This window comes from Actinomadura sp. GTD37, assembly GCF_041951365.1.
Classification (GTDB): Bacteria; Actinomycetota; Actinomycetes; order Streptosporangiales; family Streptosporangiaceae; genus Spirillospora.
Genome location: NZ_JBGNUS010000001.1, coordinates 1,849,325 through 1,865,482 on the forward strand (window position 1 = coordinate 1,849,325; position 16,158 = coordinate 1,865,482).

Consider the following 16,158-nt stretch of genomic DNA (forward strand, 5'->3'; position numbering starts at 1 on the left):
CGGTCTGTTCCCTACCTTTCGGGTTGAGTCCGGTCGGGCGCCGCGGGGGACGCGCCGGCGCGGCGGAGGCCGGCCGCGATCCTGCGGGCGGACGTTCCGGCGGTCACCTGCGGGACGGGCTCGCCGAAGCGGTCCCGGAGCAGCGCCGTGACGACGGCGGGCCCGTACAGCCGGCCCGCCCACGCGGGGACCTCGGCCGTCAGGTCGGCGGCGGGCCGGGCCGCCGGTCGTGCGGCGGGCGTGGCCGCCGGGTCGGCCGCCGGGTCGGCCGCTGGGGCGGCGGCGGGGTCTGCGGCCGGTCCGGGGTCCGGCAGGGAGGCGAGCAGGTCGCACACGGCGCGCTGCGCGGGGGTGCGGGGCTCGGCGGGCGCGCCGCCCCGTCCCGTGCGCGGCGGCGGCGGGGGCAGCGCCGCGCGGTCGAGCTTGCCGTTCCTCGTGCGCGGCATGGCCGGGAGCCGCACCCACAGGCCGGGGACCATGTGGCCGGGCAGCAGGCCCCCGGCGAACGCGGCCAGCTCCGCGTCCGTGGGCGCGGGAGACGCGCCGTCGACGGCGATGTAGGCGACGAGCCGGGTGTGCCCGCCCGCCGGGGCGGGAACGACCGCGACCTCGCGGACCCGCGGGTGCCGCCGCAGCGCGGCCTCGACCTCGCCGGGCTCGACCCGGTGGCCGCGGATCTTCACCTGCCGGTCGATGCGGCCGAGGAACTCGGCGGCGCCGTCGGGCCGCCACCGCACGAGGTCGCCGGTGCGGTACACGAGCCCGGGGCCGAACGGGTCGCGGACGAACCGCCGCGCGGTCGTGTCCGGGCGGCCGAGGTAGCCGCGCACGGCGACCCCCGCCCCGCCGACGCACAGCTCGCCGGGCACCCCGATCGGCAGCGGGTTCAGGTCGTCGTCCAGGACGTAGGCGAGCGCGCCCGCGACGGGGCGTCCGATCGGGACCGGCCCGGAGCCCGCGCCGGGCGGCCGCTCGAAGCGGTGGCACAGCGCCCACACGGTGGTCTCGGTCGGCCCGTACTCGTTGACGAGCACCGCGTCCCCGGTGACCTCGAAGTGCCGCGCGGGCAGGCCCGGCGGGCACGCCTCACCGGCGACGACGGCGCAGCGGATCCCGGCGAGCACGTCGGGGGCCGCGTCCAGCGCCGCCGCGTACTGCGCGGGCACCCCGTCGAAGTGCGTCACCCGTTCCCGGTCGATCAGCTTGGCCAGCAGCCACGGGTCGGTCACCTCGTCGTCGGCCGGCAGCACCAGCGTCCCGCCGCGGCTGAGCGTCAGGTAGATCCCGGCGCCCAGCGCGTCGAACGCGGGCCCGGCGAGCGCGAGGTAGGAGTCGTACGGGCCGGGGAAGACCGTGTGCCGGGCCGCGGTGGAGTGCACGATCTGCCGGTGCTCCACCTGCACGCCCTTGGGCGTCCCGGTCGAGCCGGACGTGTAGATGACGTACGCGAGGTCGCGTTCGCCGACCGGCACGGGCCCGGCCAGGCCGGGGGCCCCGGCGGCGTCCAGTCCGGCGAGCAGTTCGGCGGTGACGGTCGTGGTCGCGCCCGCGTCCGCCCGCATGAACTCCAGCAGGTCGGACGGGTGGCCGGGGTCGAGCGGCAGGTAGGCGGCGCCCGCCTTCAGGACGCCGAGGAACGCGGTGACGAGGTCCGCCGACCGGCCGATGCCGACGCCGACGGCCTCCTCCCGGCGGACCCCGGAGTCCAGCAGGTGCCGGGCGAGCCGGTCGGAGCGGCGGTCCAGCTCGCGGTAGGTCAGCCGGTCGCCGCCGCACACCACGGCGGTCGCGTCCGCGGGGCCGTCGATGATCTCGTGCAGCGCGCGGCCGGAGCCCGCGGGCGGCGCGGTCCGGCGGAACGGGCCGAGGATCGTCGCGCGCTCGGCGTCGTCCATCAGCGGCAGGTCGGCCAGCGGGACGTCCGCCGCCCCCCGGCCGATGACCATCCGCGTCTGCCGCAGGACGCGGCGGACGGTGTCCGCCGACAGGCGGCGGGCGTCGTAGGCGGCGTGGGCGGGACCGACCGCGAGGACGGCCCCGGCCGGCCCGTGCGGCGGGACGTGCGGGGTCAGCGTCAGCCCGCCCGAGGTCACGGTGGTCGCCGGGGCTCCGTCCATGAGCCGCAGGCCGGGCAGGAACCGGATGCCCAGCTCCTCCATGGCCTGCTCGGCCGTGCCGTGGTGGCGCTCGGCCTCCGCCCTGGCGCGGCGCACGCTCTCGATCAGGGCGGCGAGCGTGGTCGTGCCGTCGAGTTCGAGCCTGACCAGGCCGCCGGGGAGTCCGACGGGCAGGTCGGTGCGCCGGGTCCAGCGCCAGGCCACGACCGCGAGGGCGGCGAGGAGCAGATCGGGTCCGGCGGCCCCGGCGTCGAACGGGACGACCCCGGCCGGGGAACGTCCCGCCGTCCCGTCCTCGGGGAAGCGCGGGTCGGACGCGCCGGTCAGGATGCCGGCCCAGTGGTCGAGGTCGGCGTCCGCGGCCTCGCGGGGCCGGGGCGCCGCCCCGGAGGCGACCGCCCGGACGAAGTCGTCCGGCGTCCCCCACAGCGCGGGGACGGTCGCCGTGATGACGCCGTCGCGCAGACCGGCCGCCGGGACGGCGCGGAATCCGCCGCCGGGCTCCTCGCCCGGCGCCGCCTCCAGCTCGCGCAGCAGCGCGGCCAGCCGGTCCGCGCCGTAGGGGCCGTCCACGCCGATGGTGAACGCCACGTCGTGCCAGGGGCCGTCCGGGTCGAGCACCCGCTGCTCCCAGAGCCGTCTCTGCCGGGCGCTCATCGGGCCGCCTCCATGTCCGCTCGCGCGGGCGCGTCCGCGAGGCCGGACAGGAACCCGGCCATCGCGCCGGCGAGCGCCGCGGCGAACCCGGCCGCCACCGCGTCCCGCCGCCGGCTCACCCGCAGCCGCCCGCCGGGCAGCAGCTCGACGAGGAGGGCGGTGTCGAGTTCGGCGGTGTCGGCCTGCACGCGCCGGGTCCGGACGCCGGGCAGGTCGAGCACCGGTTCGGGATCGTCCTGGACGGAGAGCACCGTCTCGTACAGCGGCCGCCGCCGCGCCAGCCGGGCGATCTCGTGCGCCGGGACGCCCGGACGGCGCAGCGCGTCCACGAGCGCGGTGCGGGCCGCGCCGAGGTCGGGTTCGCGCAGCCGCACGCAGGTCATCTCGATCAGGCAGGTGACCGCGTGCGCGGCCGGCCCGCCGTCGCGCCGCGCGACCGGCAGCCCGGCGACGACGTCCCGGCGGCCGGTGAGCGCGGCGACGCCGTGCGCGTACGCGGCGAGCAGCGCGATCGTCGCGGTGACGCCTTGCGACCGGGCGGCGGCGGTGAGCGCCGCCTCGTCCACGTGCCGGGTGACGGCGGAGAGCCCGCCCGCCGGGCCCGTCCCGGGCGGCAGTTCGAGGGCGGGCACGCCGTCCAGCGCGGTCCTCCAGTACGCGCGCTGGACGGCGAGGTCGCCGGGCGCGTGCCGCCGGGCCGCCACCTCGGCGAGGCCCGGCGCGGGCCGCCCGAACACCGGGGTCCGGCCCTCGGCCCGTGCCGCGTAGGCGGCGGACAGGTCCGAGGCCAGCACCGCCGCCGCCCGCCCGTCGAACGCGATGTGGTGGACGACGATCCCGAACCGCCCCGGCGCGAGGACGGCGCGCCAGAGCCGCCCGCCCTCGACGTCGAGCGGCCGGACGAGCGCGGGCAGGACGTCCGCCGGGCGCGCCACCGCGGTCAGCTCGACGGGCGGCGGCTCGGACGAGGGGACGGCGACCGGCGCGTCCAGCACCGTGTACCGGCTGTGCAGCGCGTCGTGGCGCGCGTTCACGTCGTCGAGCGCGGCGCGCATCGCCCGTTCGTCGACGTCGCCCGCGCAGTCCCAGACGATCGGGCAGAGGGCGGCCAGGCCGTCCGGGTCCATCTGGTGGGCGACGAAGAAGGGCAGCTGGGCGGGCGAGAGCGGGACCGGGGAGCCGGGGGCGACGGCCCCTGTCCGCCGCCCCGGCCCGGCCTCCGCGTCCCCGCCCGCGTCGCTGCTTCTGTCCCTGCTCGCGGCCCAAGCGGCGAGTCCGGTGACCGTGGGGGTGTCGAACACGGTGGGCAGCGGCACCGGGACGCCCAGCACGGACGCCAGCCGCGCGCTGAGCCGCCCCGCCGCGAGCGAGTCGCCGCCGAGGGCGAAGAAGCTCGCGTCGGACGGCACGTGCGGGACGCCCAGCACGTCCGCGAAGACGGCCGCGACGCGTTCCTCGTCCGGAGAGGCGGCGCCGGGGCCGCGTCCGGCGGCGACGGGGACCGGCCGGGCGGCGGCGGCCGAGGCGGAGGCGGCTTCGGCGAGCGCCGCGTGGTCGAGCTTGCCGTTGCCGGTGAGCGGGAAGCGCGGCACGCGTTCGGCGGCGGCCGGGGCGAGGTAGCCGGGAAGGCGGGACCGCAGCGCGGCGAGCACCTCGCCGGGGGACGGATCGCCGGTGTAGAACAGCGCCAGCCCGGTCGTCCCGGCGTCCGGCGCGCCGATCGGCACGGCGGCGGCGCGGGTCACCCCGGCGAGCCGCTCGGCGGCGTGCTCCACCTCGGCGGGCTCCACGCGGTGGCCGTGGACCTGCACCTGCCGGTCGGTGCGTCCGGTGTAGTGGTAGAGGCCGTCGGGGGACCGGTGGCCGCGGTCCCCGGTCCGGTAGGCGCGCACCGCGCGGCCGTCGGCCGCCAGCTCGCCGAACCGCTCCCGGGTGCCCTCCGGGTCGCCGAGGTAGCCGTGCGCGAGGCCGTCGCCGCTCGCCCAGATCTCGCCGTCCACCAGATGGACGGACGTCCCCGGAACCGGCGTGCCGATGGGGACGCGCCCGTCCGCCGCGTCGGCCGCCGTGAAGCGGTGCGTGGTGGTGAGGATGCCGTTCTCCGCCGGCCCGTACAGGTTGACCAGCGCGATGCCGGGGTGGCGGGCGACGAAGGCGGCGACGTGGCCGGGGGACAGCGCCTCGCCGCCGATCCCGACCTGCCGCAGCCCGGCGAACGCCCCGATGTCCTCCTCGACGTGCAGGTCGAACACGGACGTGGCGAGCACCAGGGAGTCGACGCCGTGCCCGGCCACCAGCTCGCGGAGCCGGCCGGGCGTCAGGTACAGCTCCCGGACGACGACGAGGGTGCCGCCCGCGCAGAGCGTCCCCCACAGCTCCAGCGACATCGCGTCCCACGGCACCGCCGCCGCCAGCGGCGTCACCGGGGGCGTGCTGAAGTCGAGGTGCCCGGCGCGGGGGACCAGCCGGCCGAGCGCGCGGTGCGGGCAGAGCACGCCCTTCGGCTCGCCGGTCGACCCCGACGTCCACAGCACCACCGCGAGGTCGTCCGGAGCCGGCGCGGTCCGGGGCGCCGCCAGGCCCCGGCCCGTCTCGCCCAGGTCGCGGAGGGCGGCGGCGGTCAGCACGAGCGGCGCGCCGAGCCGCTCGGCGATCGCGGCGATCCGCGCGTCCGGCCACGCCGGGTCGAGCGGCGAGTACGCGGCGCCGCTCTTGAGGACGCCCAGCGCCGCCACGACCAGGTCCGCGGACCGGGGCAGCCGCAGCGGGACGCGGTCGCCGCGGCCGACGCCGCGCGCGGCGAGCCCGGCGGCCACCCGGTCCGCGGCGGCGTCCAGTTCGGCGTAGGTCAGCGTGCGGCCGCCGTCGACGACCGCCGTCCGGTCGCCGTGCTCGCGCGCGTGCCGCCCAAGCGGCTCCGTCAGCGTGCGGGCCACGGTCAGCCCGCCACGGTGCCCGCGAGCCGCCCGAGCACCGGGTTGTCGCGCAGGTCCTGGAAGGAGAACGTCAGCCCGGCGTGCCGGGCCTTGCCGATCATGGTGACGCCGAGCAGGCTGTCGCCGCCCAGCTCGAAGAAGTCGTCCTCGGGCGTGATGCCCTCGACGTCCAGGACCTCCTCCCAGATCGCCGCGAGGGTGTCCAGCACCGTCGGCTCGGCCTCCGAGACGGACATGTCAGGCTCCTAACTGCGTGGGGGACGGCGGGTCAGCGGCCCGGCCCGGCGGCGCGCGGGACGCTGCGTCCGGCCAGGTGGGCGATGTTGAGCATCCGGTTGGTGAGGCGGACCGGCGCGGTCGGGCCGGGGACGGGACGGGCCGCGTGCCGCAGCGCGTCCCGCACCGGCAGCGGCCGGGCGTGGTGCCCGGACCCGTAGGCGTCCCGCACCGCGCGGACGAGCCCCTTGCCGTTGCGGTGGACGATCACCATCGCGGGCGCGAAGTGCACCCCGAGGCCGCGTTCGGCGAGCCCGGTGACGAGGTCGTTGTCGGCGCCGGGGACGTCGCGGGCCGTGCCCCGCGCGGCCAGGAACTCCGCGCGCCAGACGGCGCCGTTGCCGCCGGCGAAGAACGTCACCCGCTGGCCGGGTTCGAGGCCCCGGTAGCGCTCCAGGTAGCGGGACTGGCGGGCCGCCGACAGCAGCCCCGAGTCGAACGGCAGCACCCGCCCGGTGATCGCGCCCCGGCCGGGGGTCAGCTCGGCGGCGATCCGGGTCAGCCAGTCGGCGCGGGGGAGCGCGTCGTCGTCGAGGAACGCCACGATGTCCGAGCGGGCGTGCTCGGCGCCGAGCGACCGGGCCGGGGTCGCGCCGAGCGGCCGGTCGTTGCGCAGCACCCGCACGGGCAGGCCGCCGACCGCGACGGCGTCGCCGACGCGCGGCCGGGAGCCGTCGTCGACCACCAGGACCTCGTGCAGCGGCGCGGTGTCGCACTCGGCGAGCGCGAGCAGGCAGCGGCGCAGGTCGCGGTAGCGGTCCCGGCTGGGGATGATCACGGTGATGGGGGCGGCCACTGCTGTCTCCATTCGCGGCACAGCCGGGCCCACAGGGGTTCCCGGCCGGTCGGCAGGTAGGTGCGGCGGATGTCGTGCGGGGCCGCGGTCCAGGGGCGCGGGGCCGCCTTGACGGTCCCGAACGCCTGCACGGCGTCCGGGACCGCGCCGGGCGCGGGCCGCAGCCCGTACGGGTGGGCCAGCGGCGGCGCGGGGTCGCCGAGCCGGTCCCGGACGGCCGCCAGCGACGCGGCGATCTCGGCGCGCTGCGCGAGCGGGCTCAGCTCGGGGAGCTTGCGGTGCGTCACCGTGTGCGACCCGACCCGGTGCCCGTCCGCCGCCAGGTGCGCCAGCTCGTCCCAGGTCAGCGAGCGGTCGGGGGCGCCGTCCGCGAGCCCGGTGATGACGAAGAACAGCGCCTTGACGCCGAGCCGGTCGAGGACGGGCACCGCGTACCGGAGGGTGTCGCGGTGCCCGTCGTCGAAGGTGATCAGGACGCGGGGCCCGGCGGGCGGGCGCATGCCGTCCCGCACGTCCGCCGGGTCCAGGGCCGGGCCGTACTCGGTGAGGACGGTCTCCAGCCCGCGCTCGAACGCGGCCGGGGTCAGCGAGGTGTAGTGGTCGAGCGCCGGGTGGACGTGGTGGAAGTACAGCACCAGCGGCCAGCCCGGCGCCGCGCCCCGCAGCGCGGCGCGCACGTCGGGCGGCGCGTCCCACCCGCTCTCGGTGCGGGCGCTGTCGGGTGCGCGCATGGTCACGTCCATCCGAGCGCGGCGGCGACGGGCGCGGGCACCGGGACGCCGTGCTCCAGCGCCGCCCTGGTGGCGGCGGCCTCCGGCTGGTCGGGGAAGTACGGCGACGGCGGGTCGCCGGTGTGGCCGTCCACGACCGCGTCGTGCAGGACGCCGAGCAGCTTGCCGGTCTGCTCCAGCCCGAACGCCCCGGGCGACAGCCCGATGAAGAACTGCCCGCAGTTCATCGGACGGTCCGGCTGGGCGCGCTGCTTGGCGACCAGGGGGCTGACCGTCCCGCCGCCGAGCATCCCGGCGAGCACCTCGGTGATCAGCGTGACGCAGAGGCCCTTGTAGTCGCCGAAGACCGGGACCGACCCGCCGCGCTCCAGGTCGGCGGGGTCGGTGCTGGGGCGGCCCGCCGCGTCCCGCAGCCAGCCGTCCGGGACGCGCTCGCCGCGCTGCGCCGCCGCCCGGATCTTGCCGATGGCGACCACGCCGGTGGCGAAGTCGACGACGAACGGCTCGGTGTTCTCCGTCGGCGTGACCAGGCACACCGCGCTGCTGCCGAGCGTCGGCCTGACCGCCCCCGGCGCCGTCAGGCTCGGGCCGGAGACGTTGAGCAGCAGGCCCACCACGCCGTGGCGCTGGAACGGCCACCGGTACGCCGCCATCATCCCGACGTGGTTGTTGCCGTGGACGCCGACCGCCGCGACTCCCAGCCGGGCCGCCGTCGCCGCGCACCACTCGGCGGCCGCCGCCGCCGCGGGCTGGCCGAATCCGCCGTGCGCGTCGACGCGGGCGGTGCCGCCGTCCGCGGTGAGCGCCGGCTCGGCGGCCGGGTCCACGCCGCCCGCGGCGACCCGGGCGAGGTAGGTCGGCAGCAGCCCGATGCCGTGCGAGTGGTGCCCGCGGACGTCGGCCTCGACGAGCACGTCCGCGACCAGCGCGGCGTGCCCGGGCGGGGCGCCCGCCTCCGCGAGCGCCTGCGCGGCCCTCCGGGCCAGCTCGTCCGGCGGCATCCGCAGCTCGTCCGCGCGGGCCCCCGACTCTTCCGAAGGCTCGGGCTCCTCCGGCGGCTCGGGGATCAGCATGCCCTTGGCGAGCCGGAACGTCAGCCCCGCCGACCGCGGCGCCACGGTGAACCGGTCGTCGGCCGCCAGCAGCACCGGCGTCTCCCCGCGCACCCGGCCGGACTCCAGCAGCTCCGCCAGCCGGTCCGGCGGCAGCCGGTCGGCGTCGTCGATGACGAGCGGACGGCCGTCGATGCGGCCGAACCGGGGGCGCAGCTCGCGGCGGAGCACCGCGGCGAGCGTCGACTTGCCCGCGCCCCGCCCGCCCCGGATCACGACCGTGCTGCCGTCCGGGACGCGCAGGTCGGCGCCGCGCAGCAGGACCAGCTCGTCCCCCGGGCAGCCGACCGCGACCACCAGGTCCCGAATGGTCAGCATGCCGGCTCCAGCGTCGTGGCCCGGACCCGGTCCAGGGCGCCGCCGAGCAGGTCGGCGATCGTCTCCGGCCGGTACCGGCCGGTGCTGTACTTGATGTGCAGGACGAGCCGCCCGTCGATGACGTCGCCCTCCAGCATCAGCCGGTACGCCTCCGTCTGCCGCTGCGCGCGCCGCCGCCGGATCGGCTCGTCCGCCGCGCCCAGCAGCGAACCCGGCCGGCGGTTCAGCCGGCCCATGTGGCCGCGGAAGTTGTACCGCACCGCGGCGGCGGGCAGGTCGTCCAGCCGCCCCGAGAAGAACCGCAGCGCGTCGAACCCGAACATGCGCTCCGGGACGGCCCGCACGTCGGCCGGGTCGAAGCCGTCCCGCCGCGCGAACACGATCGGGAAGGTGCTCTGCAGGTAGCCGATCGCGTCGATGACGTCGACGTTCATCGGGGTCAGGTGCCGCCCGACGTGGTAGGCGTCGACGGCCAGCGCGGGCAGGTCCCAGCGCGCCGCCACCGCCTGCGCGGCCGCGTCCAGCAGCACGTCGCCCGGCCGCAGCCCGCCGGCGCGGCAGGCGGCGGTCAGCGCCCCGGTCGTGCCGGCGTCCAGCGCGGCGCTGTCGATCCGCATCGTCGGGAGCGCGGCGTCGCCGTCCAGGTCCGGCGGGGGATCGCCGACCCGGTCCCAGGGGCGGTCGAGCCAGCGGCCGGCGTCCGCGCGCGCCTCGGCGGACGCCGCCCACTCGGCCACGGCGCCCGCGTACCGGGCCGGGGTCGCGGGCGGCGGACCGGCCGGACGGTCCCGCAGCGCGCGGTCGAGCTCCGTCCCGACGAGGCCCATCGAGAACCCGTCGAGGGTCAGGTGGTGGACGGTGACCAGCAGCCGCCCCGGCTCGTCCCCGAACGGGAAGCGGACGACGCGGAAGACCTCGCCCTCCGCCGGCCGCAGCGTGCTCTGGAGCCGGGCGATCTCCGCGTCCAGCTCGTCCGGGCGGCCCCGGTAGTCGGGCAGTTCGGCGCGCCGCAGCACGGTCGCCGCGCGGACGTCCCGCTCCTCGGCCGTCCACTCGGGCGTGCCGGGGCGGTAGGCGGTGCGCAGCGCCGGATGGCGGTCCAGCGTGCGCTGGACGGCGCGGGCCAGCGCGCCGTCCGGCAGGTCCGCCGGGACGGTGAACAGCGTGCCGAGGTTGAAGTGCTCCCAGTCCTGGAAGCCCATGCGGACCCAGCGTCGCTGGGTGGGCAGGAGTCGCATCATGCCGCCACCTCCGTGAGCGCGCCTCGCGGCGCCCCGTTGCGCGGATGCCGTACCGCCAGCTCGGCGCTGACCAGGCACGATCCGGCGACCAGCGCGAGCAGCGCCAGCCAGCCCACCGACTCCCCGCGGGTCAGCAGGAACGTGACCGCGACCGGCCCGGCCGCCTTGCCGATGGAGTCGCCGAGCGCGAAGACCGCCAGGTAGCGGCCGCGCAGCCGCTCGCGGGCCAGCCCGATCGAGACCGTCCACTCGGCGGCGGACGCCGACAGCTCGCCGACCGAGTGCAGCGTCACCGCCACCAGCAGGATCGCGACGGCGGCGACCGCCCCGACGTACTGGGCGGCCAGGTAGCACGCCACCGCGAGCGTCATGCCGAGCGCGGCGCGCTGGTAGGACGGGCGGACGTCCGACGGCCCCTCCAGGCCCTTCGTCGCCCGCACCTGGAGGAACACGATCACCAGCGTGTTGACCGTGAACAGCACGCCCACCACGGCCTTCGGCGCGTCGGTGTACCGCACCACCCACAGCGGCACGCCGACCGTGAAGATCGTCGCTTCGAGCAGGACGAGGATGTTCAGCAGCGACAGCAGCGAGTACCGCCAGTCGGCGAGCACCTCCCGGTAGCCGCCGGGCCCCGCCGGCTCCGCCGCGCCCTCCGCGCCCGCCACGTCCTCCGCGTGCTGCGCGGCGGGCTTCAGCGGCGGGGTGATGCTCAGCACCAGCGCCACCGCGACGAAGAACGAGAGCGCGTCGAGCCCGAAGGCGGCCATGTACCAGGCGTCCGAGCCGAGCCCCAGCACCACGGCCGCGAGCAGGCCGCCGAGGCCGTATCCGGCGTTGCGCACCGACCGGTTGAACGCCAGCAGCCGGTTGCGCGCCTCGCCCTCGGCGATCTGCGCCATGAACGCGTGCTTGGCGGGACGGCCCGACGCGTCCGCCATGGTGGCGAGCAGCACGGTCAGCACCAGCACCCCGAACCCGCGGGCGAGCATGTAGCCCGTCGTCCCGACCCCGGCCAGCACGAACGCCGCGATCACCACCGGCTTCGCGCCGAACCGGTCGACGAGGACGCCGCCGAACGGCACGAGCACCGCGCTGCCGATCCCGGCGACGCTCATCGCCAGGCCGACCGAGACGGCCGTCATCTCGATCTGCTGCGTGAAGTAGATGATGACCAGCGGCGTGATCAGCCCGGTGCCGAGCGAGTCGGCGATCGCGACCCAGGCCCAGCGCCGGACGGCGGGGACGTCGGGGAGGCCGACCAGCCGGCCCAGCAGCCCGGTCACCCTCACCACTCCGGCTGCGAGCCGTCGCGCTGGAGGAACTCCAGGCGGTTGCCCAGGTTGTCGAAGGCGTAGCACCTGCGGTGGCCTGGGAAGTTGTCGTCCCAGGTGACCTCGGTTCCGTTGGTGGTGAGGCGTTCGGCCAGGCCGTCCAGGTCGTGGACGCGGATGCCGGGGTGTGCTTTGCGGGCGGGGCGGAAGTCCTGTTCGACGCCCAGGTGGATCTCCAGGGCGTCCGCGCGTATCCACAGCCCGCCGCGCGCCGCCAGGACCGGCGGCTTCTTGATCTCGGCCATGCCGAGGACGTCCACGTAGAACGCGCGGCACTCGTCCTCGCTGCCCGCCGGGATCGCGATCTGCACGTGGTGCAGCCCGTAACCGAACAGGGAATCGTGGTCGGGTCCGTATCCCTGCGACGAGATCTCGTTGTCGCTCATGCCGTTGCGCACTCCATTTCACAGAGGGACCGCCAGACGCGGGCGGCGCCGGGCGGCGGATCATCGTCCGGCGGCGCGGGCCGGGTCGCCCGCAGGCCGGTCAGGTACGGCTCCAGAGCCAGGTCGCAGAACGCGGACAGCCGGTCGGTCGCACGTCCCGCGCAGAGCGTCCGGTAGCCGATCACCAGCCACCGGCCGGGATCGAGATGCGCGGCGGCCGCCAGCCAAGGGGCGTGCCACGAGGCCCACTTCGCGCAGGCGTCGGCGACCGTCGCCGGTCGCCACGGCCGGTCGCCGGTCCACTCCAGCTGGGACGCCGCCGCCTCCAGCGGATGCCGGACGAGCAGGACGATCCGGGCGCCGGGCACGGCGTCCAGCACGGCGGGAAGGTCGATCAGGTACTCGTTGTACTTGTCGCCCCAGCGCGGCCACCGCGCGTACGCCCGCGCGACGACGTCGGCGACCAGCGCCTCCGGATCGTCGTGCGCGCCGGCGGCGACCTGCGCGGCGGTGTCCCGCAGGACCTCGTCCACGCCCTTCAGCCACTGCCCGGCGCCCTCGCCCGCGGGCGGCCTGCGGGCCAGCGCGTGGGCGATCTCGTCCGCGCGGAAGTGGCGTCCCGCCAGGTCGGCGGCGGTGGTCCAGCGCGGCAGCAGGTAGGGCAGCTTGCCGTTCACGGTGAAGAGGCCGCCCGCGTCCGCGAACGCCCGGCTCAGCGCGTGCGCCAGCGCCGTCGTCCCGGACCGCTGCGCGCCCAGCAGCAGGAGCGGCCTCATCCGTCCACCAGCTCCCTGAGCCGGTGCATGCACGCGACGCTCGCCTCGCGGCCCCCGGCGGAGAACGCGTCGCCCCACGGGGTGTCGCGCTGCCGCTGGTCCAGGACGCGGCCGATGCGCCAGTGCGTCTCCAGCGACAGCCAGCCGGTGTAGCCGTCGGCGCGCAGCCGCTCGACGATCGCCGCCCAGGGCAGGTCGCCGTCGCCGAGCCGCACGTACCCGGTCGTCCCGACGGGGTCCTTGACGTGGACGTGCCCGATCAGGTCTTTGCCCAGCTCGTACTCGGCGGGGAACGGGTCGGGGTCCATGCCGCTGAAGACGCTGTTGCCCGGGTCCCACAGGACGCCCAGGCCGGGGACGCCCGCGGCGTCCAGGAAGCGGAGGACGAGCTCCATCGTCGGCGTGTTCGTCCGGGTTCCGGTCTCGACGAGCAGTTTGACGCCGTCCGTCTCGACGCCGTCGAGCACCTCCTTGGCGGCCTTCGCGGCGCCGACCGGGTCCGGGTCGCCGTCCCGGTAGAACGTGAAGATCCGCACGTGCGGCGCGCCCAGCACCCGCGCCCGCGCGATCGCCCGCACGAGCACTTCGCGCGCCGCGGCGACGTCCCGCGCGGTCTCCGGGCGCGGCGTCTTCAGCGCGGGCGGGCAGAACCCGGCGACGGCGAGGCCGCGGGCGTCCAGCTCGGCGGTGATCCGGCCGAGGTCCTCGCCGGTCAGCTCGTGCGGCGGGACGTTCCAGGCCGACCTGACCTCGATGCCGGTGAACCCGCAGGCCACCGCCGCGTCGGCGGCGCGGCCGAGATCCTGGTCGATCTCGTCGCTGATGACGGCTAGGCGCATACGAGCGTCCTCCAGGCGGTGCGCAGGGTGGTCAGGTCCTGGTGCGGCGTGCCCGCGCGCGACTCGACGGTGATGTCGACGCGCGCGCCCGCGAAGTCCCGCACCCAGCCGAGGTCGTCCTCGCGCAGCGGACGGTGCTCGCGCGTGCCGGGAGTGAAGCCCTTGACCTGCACCGCCGCCGTCCACGGGGCGAGCCTCCCGAGCGCGTCGCCGAAACCGCCGGCGCGTTCGCCCGTGATGTCGGTGAGGCCGAGGTTGTCGACGACCAGCCGGCAGCCGTACCGGCGGCAGAGTTCCACCAGCTCGTCCGGCGCGGCGCCGCCCCGATGGGTCTCGACCAGCACCTGCTCGGGCTCGCGGCCAAGGGTCAGCGCCCGGATCTGCTCCGCGGTCGAGGGCGCGTCCACCGACCCGGGGGCGGCGAACACCTTGATGCCGAGCCCCGGGAACAGCGCCCCGGACGCTGCGGTCTCCGGCCGGGGCCGGCCGAGCACGACCGAGATCCCGACGAACGCGACCGCGAGGCCGCACAGCGCCTCGACGCCGTCGTCCTCCCAGCGGTGGCCTTTGCCCGCCCGCAGGTCCGCGACCGTCCCGCCCGCGCCGCGCACCAGCGCGGCGAGCGCGTGCGCCTCCAACCGCGGGGCCGAGCCGGACGACAGGCCGAAGCGGACGCTCATCGGGCGCGCACCCCGTCCAGCACCGCGGTGACCGCGCGGGCCCGTTCGAGCGAGCACAGGTCCGGGCCCCGCGCGAACTCCGCGTAGACCTTCGCGCGCAGGACGCCCGCCGGCTCCGCCGGACGTTCGGTCACCTCGTCGCCGTCCCGGAAGGCCACCGCGCCGTCCGTGATGCTCAGCGAGCGTCCGTCGCCCGCGACGACCAGGTGCTCGGCCCGCGCCGGGACGTCGGCCGCGACGGTGAACACCAGCGTCGACCCTCCGGCGAACCTGACCAGCCCGCTGACGTTCACGTCGATGCCGGGCGCGCATTCCCGGTAGTCGTGGACCTCGACCGACTCCGGGGCGCCCAGCACCTGGCACGCCAGATCCAGGTAATGGACGCCGAGATGCGCGGTGATTCCGCCGAGCGCCTCCGCGGAATCGCCCCGCCATCCCGTGTAGTGCGTCAGCGCGTCCCGCGGCCTGCTCACCAGAAGCGTCCCGGCCGCACTTTTGAAGGGCCGGTCGACAATTTCCCGGGGGAGCCGGAAACGGTGCTGCAACATGACGCCGGTCCGTCCCGGCAGCCGGTCGAGTTCCGCGACCGACATGCACGGCGGCTTCTCCAGCAGGACGTCCTTGCCGGCGGCGGCCGCCGCGGCGGCCCACCGGGCGCGTCCACCGGGCGGCACGCACAGCGCGACGGCGTCGACGGTCGGGTCGTCCAGGACGTCGTCCCAGCTGGGAGCCCTTGTGAACGGTGCTGTAGCGACACCTTCGTCGGATTCCAGGACGGAGTGGACGGTCACGCCGGGCGCTCTCTCGATCGCCGCGGCATGCTGCCGTCCCGCTCTCCCGAACCCCGTGATCACGACGCGCACGACCCCTCCGATCCGCGTGCCTCCGGTTGTTCCGATCCCGAAACCTACGGATCGGTTTCCCGCGGTCGCAAGCGAAGAAATGGCGCGATGTGGTCACTGCAAGCCAAGCATAAAAGCCGATCGTTTTTGTCGGAAAAGGGCTGCAAAAAAGAGGTGGCCAATTCTCATCGCAGGGTGTGACGACCAAATCACGCACACATCCGCGAACACTCCCTGACCGATGGCGATGCCATTGTGGACCTTAGAGTGGTGCAGTATGGCCGAACAATATTGTGCGCCTTATTCCGGCTAAAGGGCTTTAAGGACCTTTAGCGCATTCTGCGCACACCGCCCCCAACCCACCCCACCCCCGCCGCCCCCGCTCTGTTGACCTGGGTCGAGGTCATGCTGGCGGCGTGGTCGGACGCCAGGAAGGCGGCGACGCGGCCGACGTCGGCCAGGGTCGCGGCGCGCTTGGTGAGGGTGGCGTCCACCATCTGCTGCTTGACCTCGTCCAACTGCGGCGCGTCCGGCATGGAGTCGGGGATGCCCCCGGTCTTCATCGTCAGGACGCGGACCGAGTGCGGGCCCAGCTCGCACGCCCACTGCCGGCGCATCGCCTCGACCATGTCGCAGCCGATCTGCACGTTGCCGAGCCCCGGCATGCGGTTCCCGCTGTCGGCGCCGCCGAAGTGCAGGATCACGCCCGAGCCCTGCTTGACCATGTGGCGGGCGGCGGCCTGCGTGGTCACCAGGAACGAGCGGGCGACCTTCTCCATGGACCGGCCGAAGTCGTCGGCCGACACCTCGATCAGGGGGCCGAACAGGGGGTCGTGGGAGATGAGGTTGATCGAGATGTCGACGCTGCCGGCGGTCTCCACGACGGAGTCGACCCAGCCGTTGACGGCGTCGGCGTCCAGGGCGTCCACGCGGGCCGTCTCGGCGAGGCCGCCGGCGTCCCGGATGTCCGCGGCGACGGCGTCGAGCGTGGCCGGGGTGCGGCCGGCGAGGAACACGCGAGCGCCCTCGGCGGCGAATGCGCGCCCCATGGCGCCGCCGATCGATCCGCCGCCGCCGTAGATGACCGCGGTCTTGTTCTCGAGAAGCATGTCGTTCT

The 16,158-nt window shown here is 76.3% G+C and carries 14 protein-coding genes; all 14 read right to left on the reverse strand.

The features are described from left to right. Nucleotides 1–11: 11 nt before the first annotated feature. The 14 genes from ACA511_RS08850 to ACA511_RS08915 all read right to left on the reverse strand — a co-directional run bounded on the left by ACA511_RS08850 (nt 12) and on the right by ACA511_RS08915 (nt 16,150). Nucleotides 12–2,774, reverse strand: a complete 2,763-nt coding sequence (locus tag ACA511_RS08850; protein WP_375023571.1) for an amino acid adenylation domain-containing protein — start codon at nt 2,772–2,774, stop codon at nt 12–14. Continuing rightward, nucleotides 2,771–5,710 (reverse strand): AMP-binding protein, encoded by a 2,940-nt coding sequence (locus ACA511_RS08855; protein ID WP_375023572.1) that lies wholly within the window; start codon nt 5,708–5,710, stop codon nt 2,771–2,773. The genes ACA511_RS08850 and ACA511_RS08855 overlap by 4 nt, the downstream gene beginning before the upstream one ends. 2 nt (nt 5,711–5,712) lie before the next feature. Continuing rightward, nucleotides 5,713–5,946 (reverse strand): phosphopantetheine-binding protein, encoded by a 234-nt coding sequence (locus tag ACA511_RS08860; protein WP_375023573.1) that lies wholly within the window; start codon nt 5,944–5,946, stop codon nt 5,713–5,715. Between the two features lie 32 nt (nt 5,947–5,978). Next, nucleotides 5,979–6,782, reverse strand: coding sequence for a glycosyltransferase family 2 protein (locus ACA511_RS08865; RefSeq protein ID WP_375023574.1), 804 nt, complete (start codon nt 6,780–6,782; stop codon nt 5,979–5,981). Then, complete coding sequence (locus ACA511_RS08870; protein ID WP_375023575.1) at nt 6,761–7,513, reverse strand: polysaccharide deacetylase family protein; 753 nt, start codon at nt 7,511–7,513, stop codon at nt 6,761–6,763. The genes ACA511_RS08865 and ACA511_RS08870 overlap by 22 nt, the downstream gene beginning before the upstream one ends. Before the next feature lie 2 nt (nt 7,514–7,515). Beyond that, complete coding sequence (locus ACA511_RS08875; protein WP_375023576.1) at nt 7,516–8,943, reverse strand: Ldh family oxidoreductase; 1,428 nt, start codon at nt 8,941–8,943, stop codon at nt 7,516–7,518. Beyond that, the gene (locus ACA511_RS08880; RefSeq protein ID WP_375023577.1) at nt 8,937–10,184 is read right to left on the reverse strand and encodes a condensation domain-containing protein; all 1,248 of its coding nucleotides are present in this window, start codon (nt 10,182–10,184) and stop codon (nt 8,937–8,939) included. Before ACA511_RS08880 ends, ACA511_RS08875 begins: the two co-directional genes overlap by 7 nt. After that, on the reverse strand, nt 10,181–11,470 hold the full coding sequence (locus ACA511_RS08885; RefSeq protein ID WP_375023578.1) for an MFS transporter: 1,290 nt from the start codon (nt 11,468–11,470) through the stop codon (nt 10,181–10,183). Before ACA511_RS08885 ends, ACA511_RS08880 begins: the two co-directional genes overlap by 4 nt. A gap of 2 nt (nt 11,471–11,472) precedes the next feature. Further along, nucleotides 11,473–11,904, reverse strand: a complete 432-nt coding sequence (locus tag ACA511_RS08890) for a VOC family protein (protein WP_375023579.1) — start codon at nt 11,902–11,904, stop codon at nt 11,473–11,475. Continuing rightward, on the reverse strand, nt 11,901–12,680 hold the full coding sequence (locus ACA511_RS08895) for a sulfotransferase (RefSeq protein ID WP_375023580.1): 780 nt from the start codon (nt 12,678–12,680) through the stop codon (nt 11,901–11,903). Before ACA511_RS08895 ends, ACA511_RS08890 begins: the two co-directional genes overlap by 4 nt. Next, nucleotides 12,677–13,519 carry a sugar phosphate isomerase/epimerase family protein gene (locus tag ACA511_RS08900; protein ID WP_375023581.1) on the reverse strand — a complete coding sequence of 281 codons (843 nt, stop codon included), beginning with the start codon at nt 13,517–13,519 and terminating at the stop codon, nt 12,677–12,679. The genes ACA511_RS08895 and ACA511_RS08900 overlap by 4 nt, the downstream gene beginning before the upstream one ends. Continuing rightward, nucleotides 13,510–14,199 (reverse strand): hypothetical protein, encoded by a 690-nt coding sequence (locus ACA511_RS08905; RefSeq protein ID WP_375023582.1) that lies wholly within the window; start codon nt 14,197–14,199, stop codon nt 13,510–13,512. Before ACA511_RS08905 ends, ACA511_RS08900 begins: the two co-directional genes overlap by 10 nt. Further along, nucleotides 14,196–15,062 (reverse strand): Gfo/Idh/MocA family protein, encoded by an 867-nt coding sequence (locus tag ACA511_RS08910; RefSeq protein ID WP_375023583.1) that lies wholly within the window; start codon nt 15,060–15,062, stop codon nt 14,196–14,198. Before ACA511_RS08910 ends, ACA511_RS08905 begins: the two co-directional genes overlap by 4 nt. 308 nt (nt 15,063–15,370) lie before the next feature. Next, nucleotides 15,371–16,150, reverse strand: a complete 780-nt coding sequence (locus tag ACA511_RS08915; RefSeq protein ID WP_375023584.1) for an SDR family NAD(P)-dependent oxidoreductase — start codon at nt 16,148–16,150, stop codon at nt 15,371–15,373. Nucleotides 16,151–16,158 lie beyond the last annotated feature (8 nt).

What these genes read in the sequence shown, in the direction of transcription:
- ACA511_RS08850 (WP_375023571.1), bottom strand. Translation starts at nt 2,774, where the DNA reads ATGAGCGCCCGGCAGAGACGGCTCTGGGAGCAGCGGGTGCTCGACCCG.
- ACA511_RS08860 (WP_375023573.1), bottom strand. Translation starts at nt 5,946, where the DNA reads ATGTCCGTCTCGGAGGCCGAGCCGACGGTGCTGGACACCCTCGCGGCG.
- ACA511_RS08870 (WP_375023575.1), bottom strand. Translation starts at nt 7,513, where the DNA reads ATGCGCGCACCCGACAGCGCCCGCACCGAGAGCGGGTGGGACGCGCCG.
- ACA511_RS08875 (WP_375023576.1), bottom strand. Translation starts at nt 8,943, where the DNA reads ATGCTGACCATTCGGGACCTGGTGGTCGCGGTCGGCTGCCCGGGGGAC.
- ACA511_RS08880 (WP_375023577.1), bottom strand. Translation starts at nt 10,184, where the DNA reads ATGATGCGACTCCTGCCCACCCAGCGACGCTGGGTCCGCATGGGCTTC.
- ACA511_RS08890 (WP_375023579.1), bottom strand. Translation starts at nt 11,904, where the DNA reads ATGAGCGACAACGAGATCTCGTCGCAGGGATACGGACCCGACCACGAT.
- ACA511_RS08895 (WP_375023580.1), bottom strand. Translation starts at nt 12,680, where the DNA reads ATGAGGCCGCTCCTGCTGCTGGGCGCGCAGCGGTCCGGGACGACGGCG.
- ACA511_RS08900 (WP_375023581.1), bottom strand. Translation starts at nt 13,519, where the DNA reads ATGCGCCTAGCCGTCATCAGCGACGAGATCGACCAGGATCTCGGCCGC.
- ACA511_RS08905 (WP_375023582.1), bottom strand. Translation starts at nt 14,199, where the DNA reads ATGAGCGTCCGCTTCGGCCTGTCGTCCGGCTCGGCCCCGCGGTTGGAG.
- ACA511_RS08915 (WP_375023584.1), bottom strand. Translation starts at nt 16,150, where the DNA reads ATGCTTCTCGAGAACAAGACCGCGGTCATCTACGGCGGCGGCGGATCG.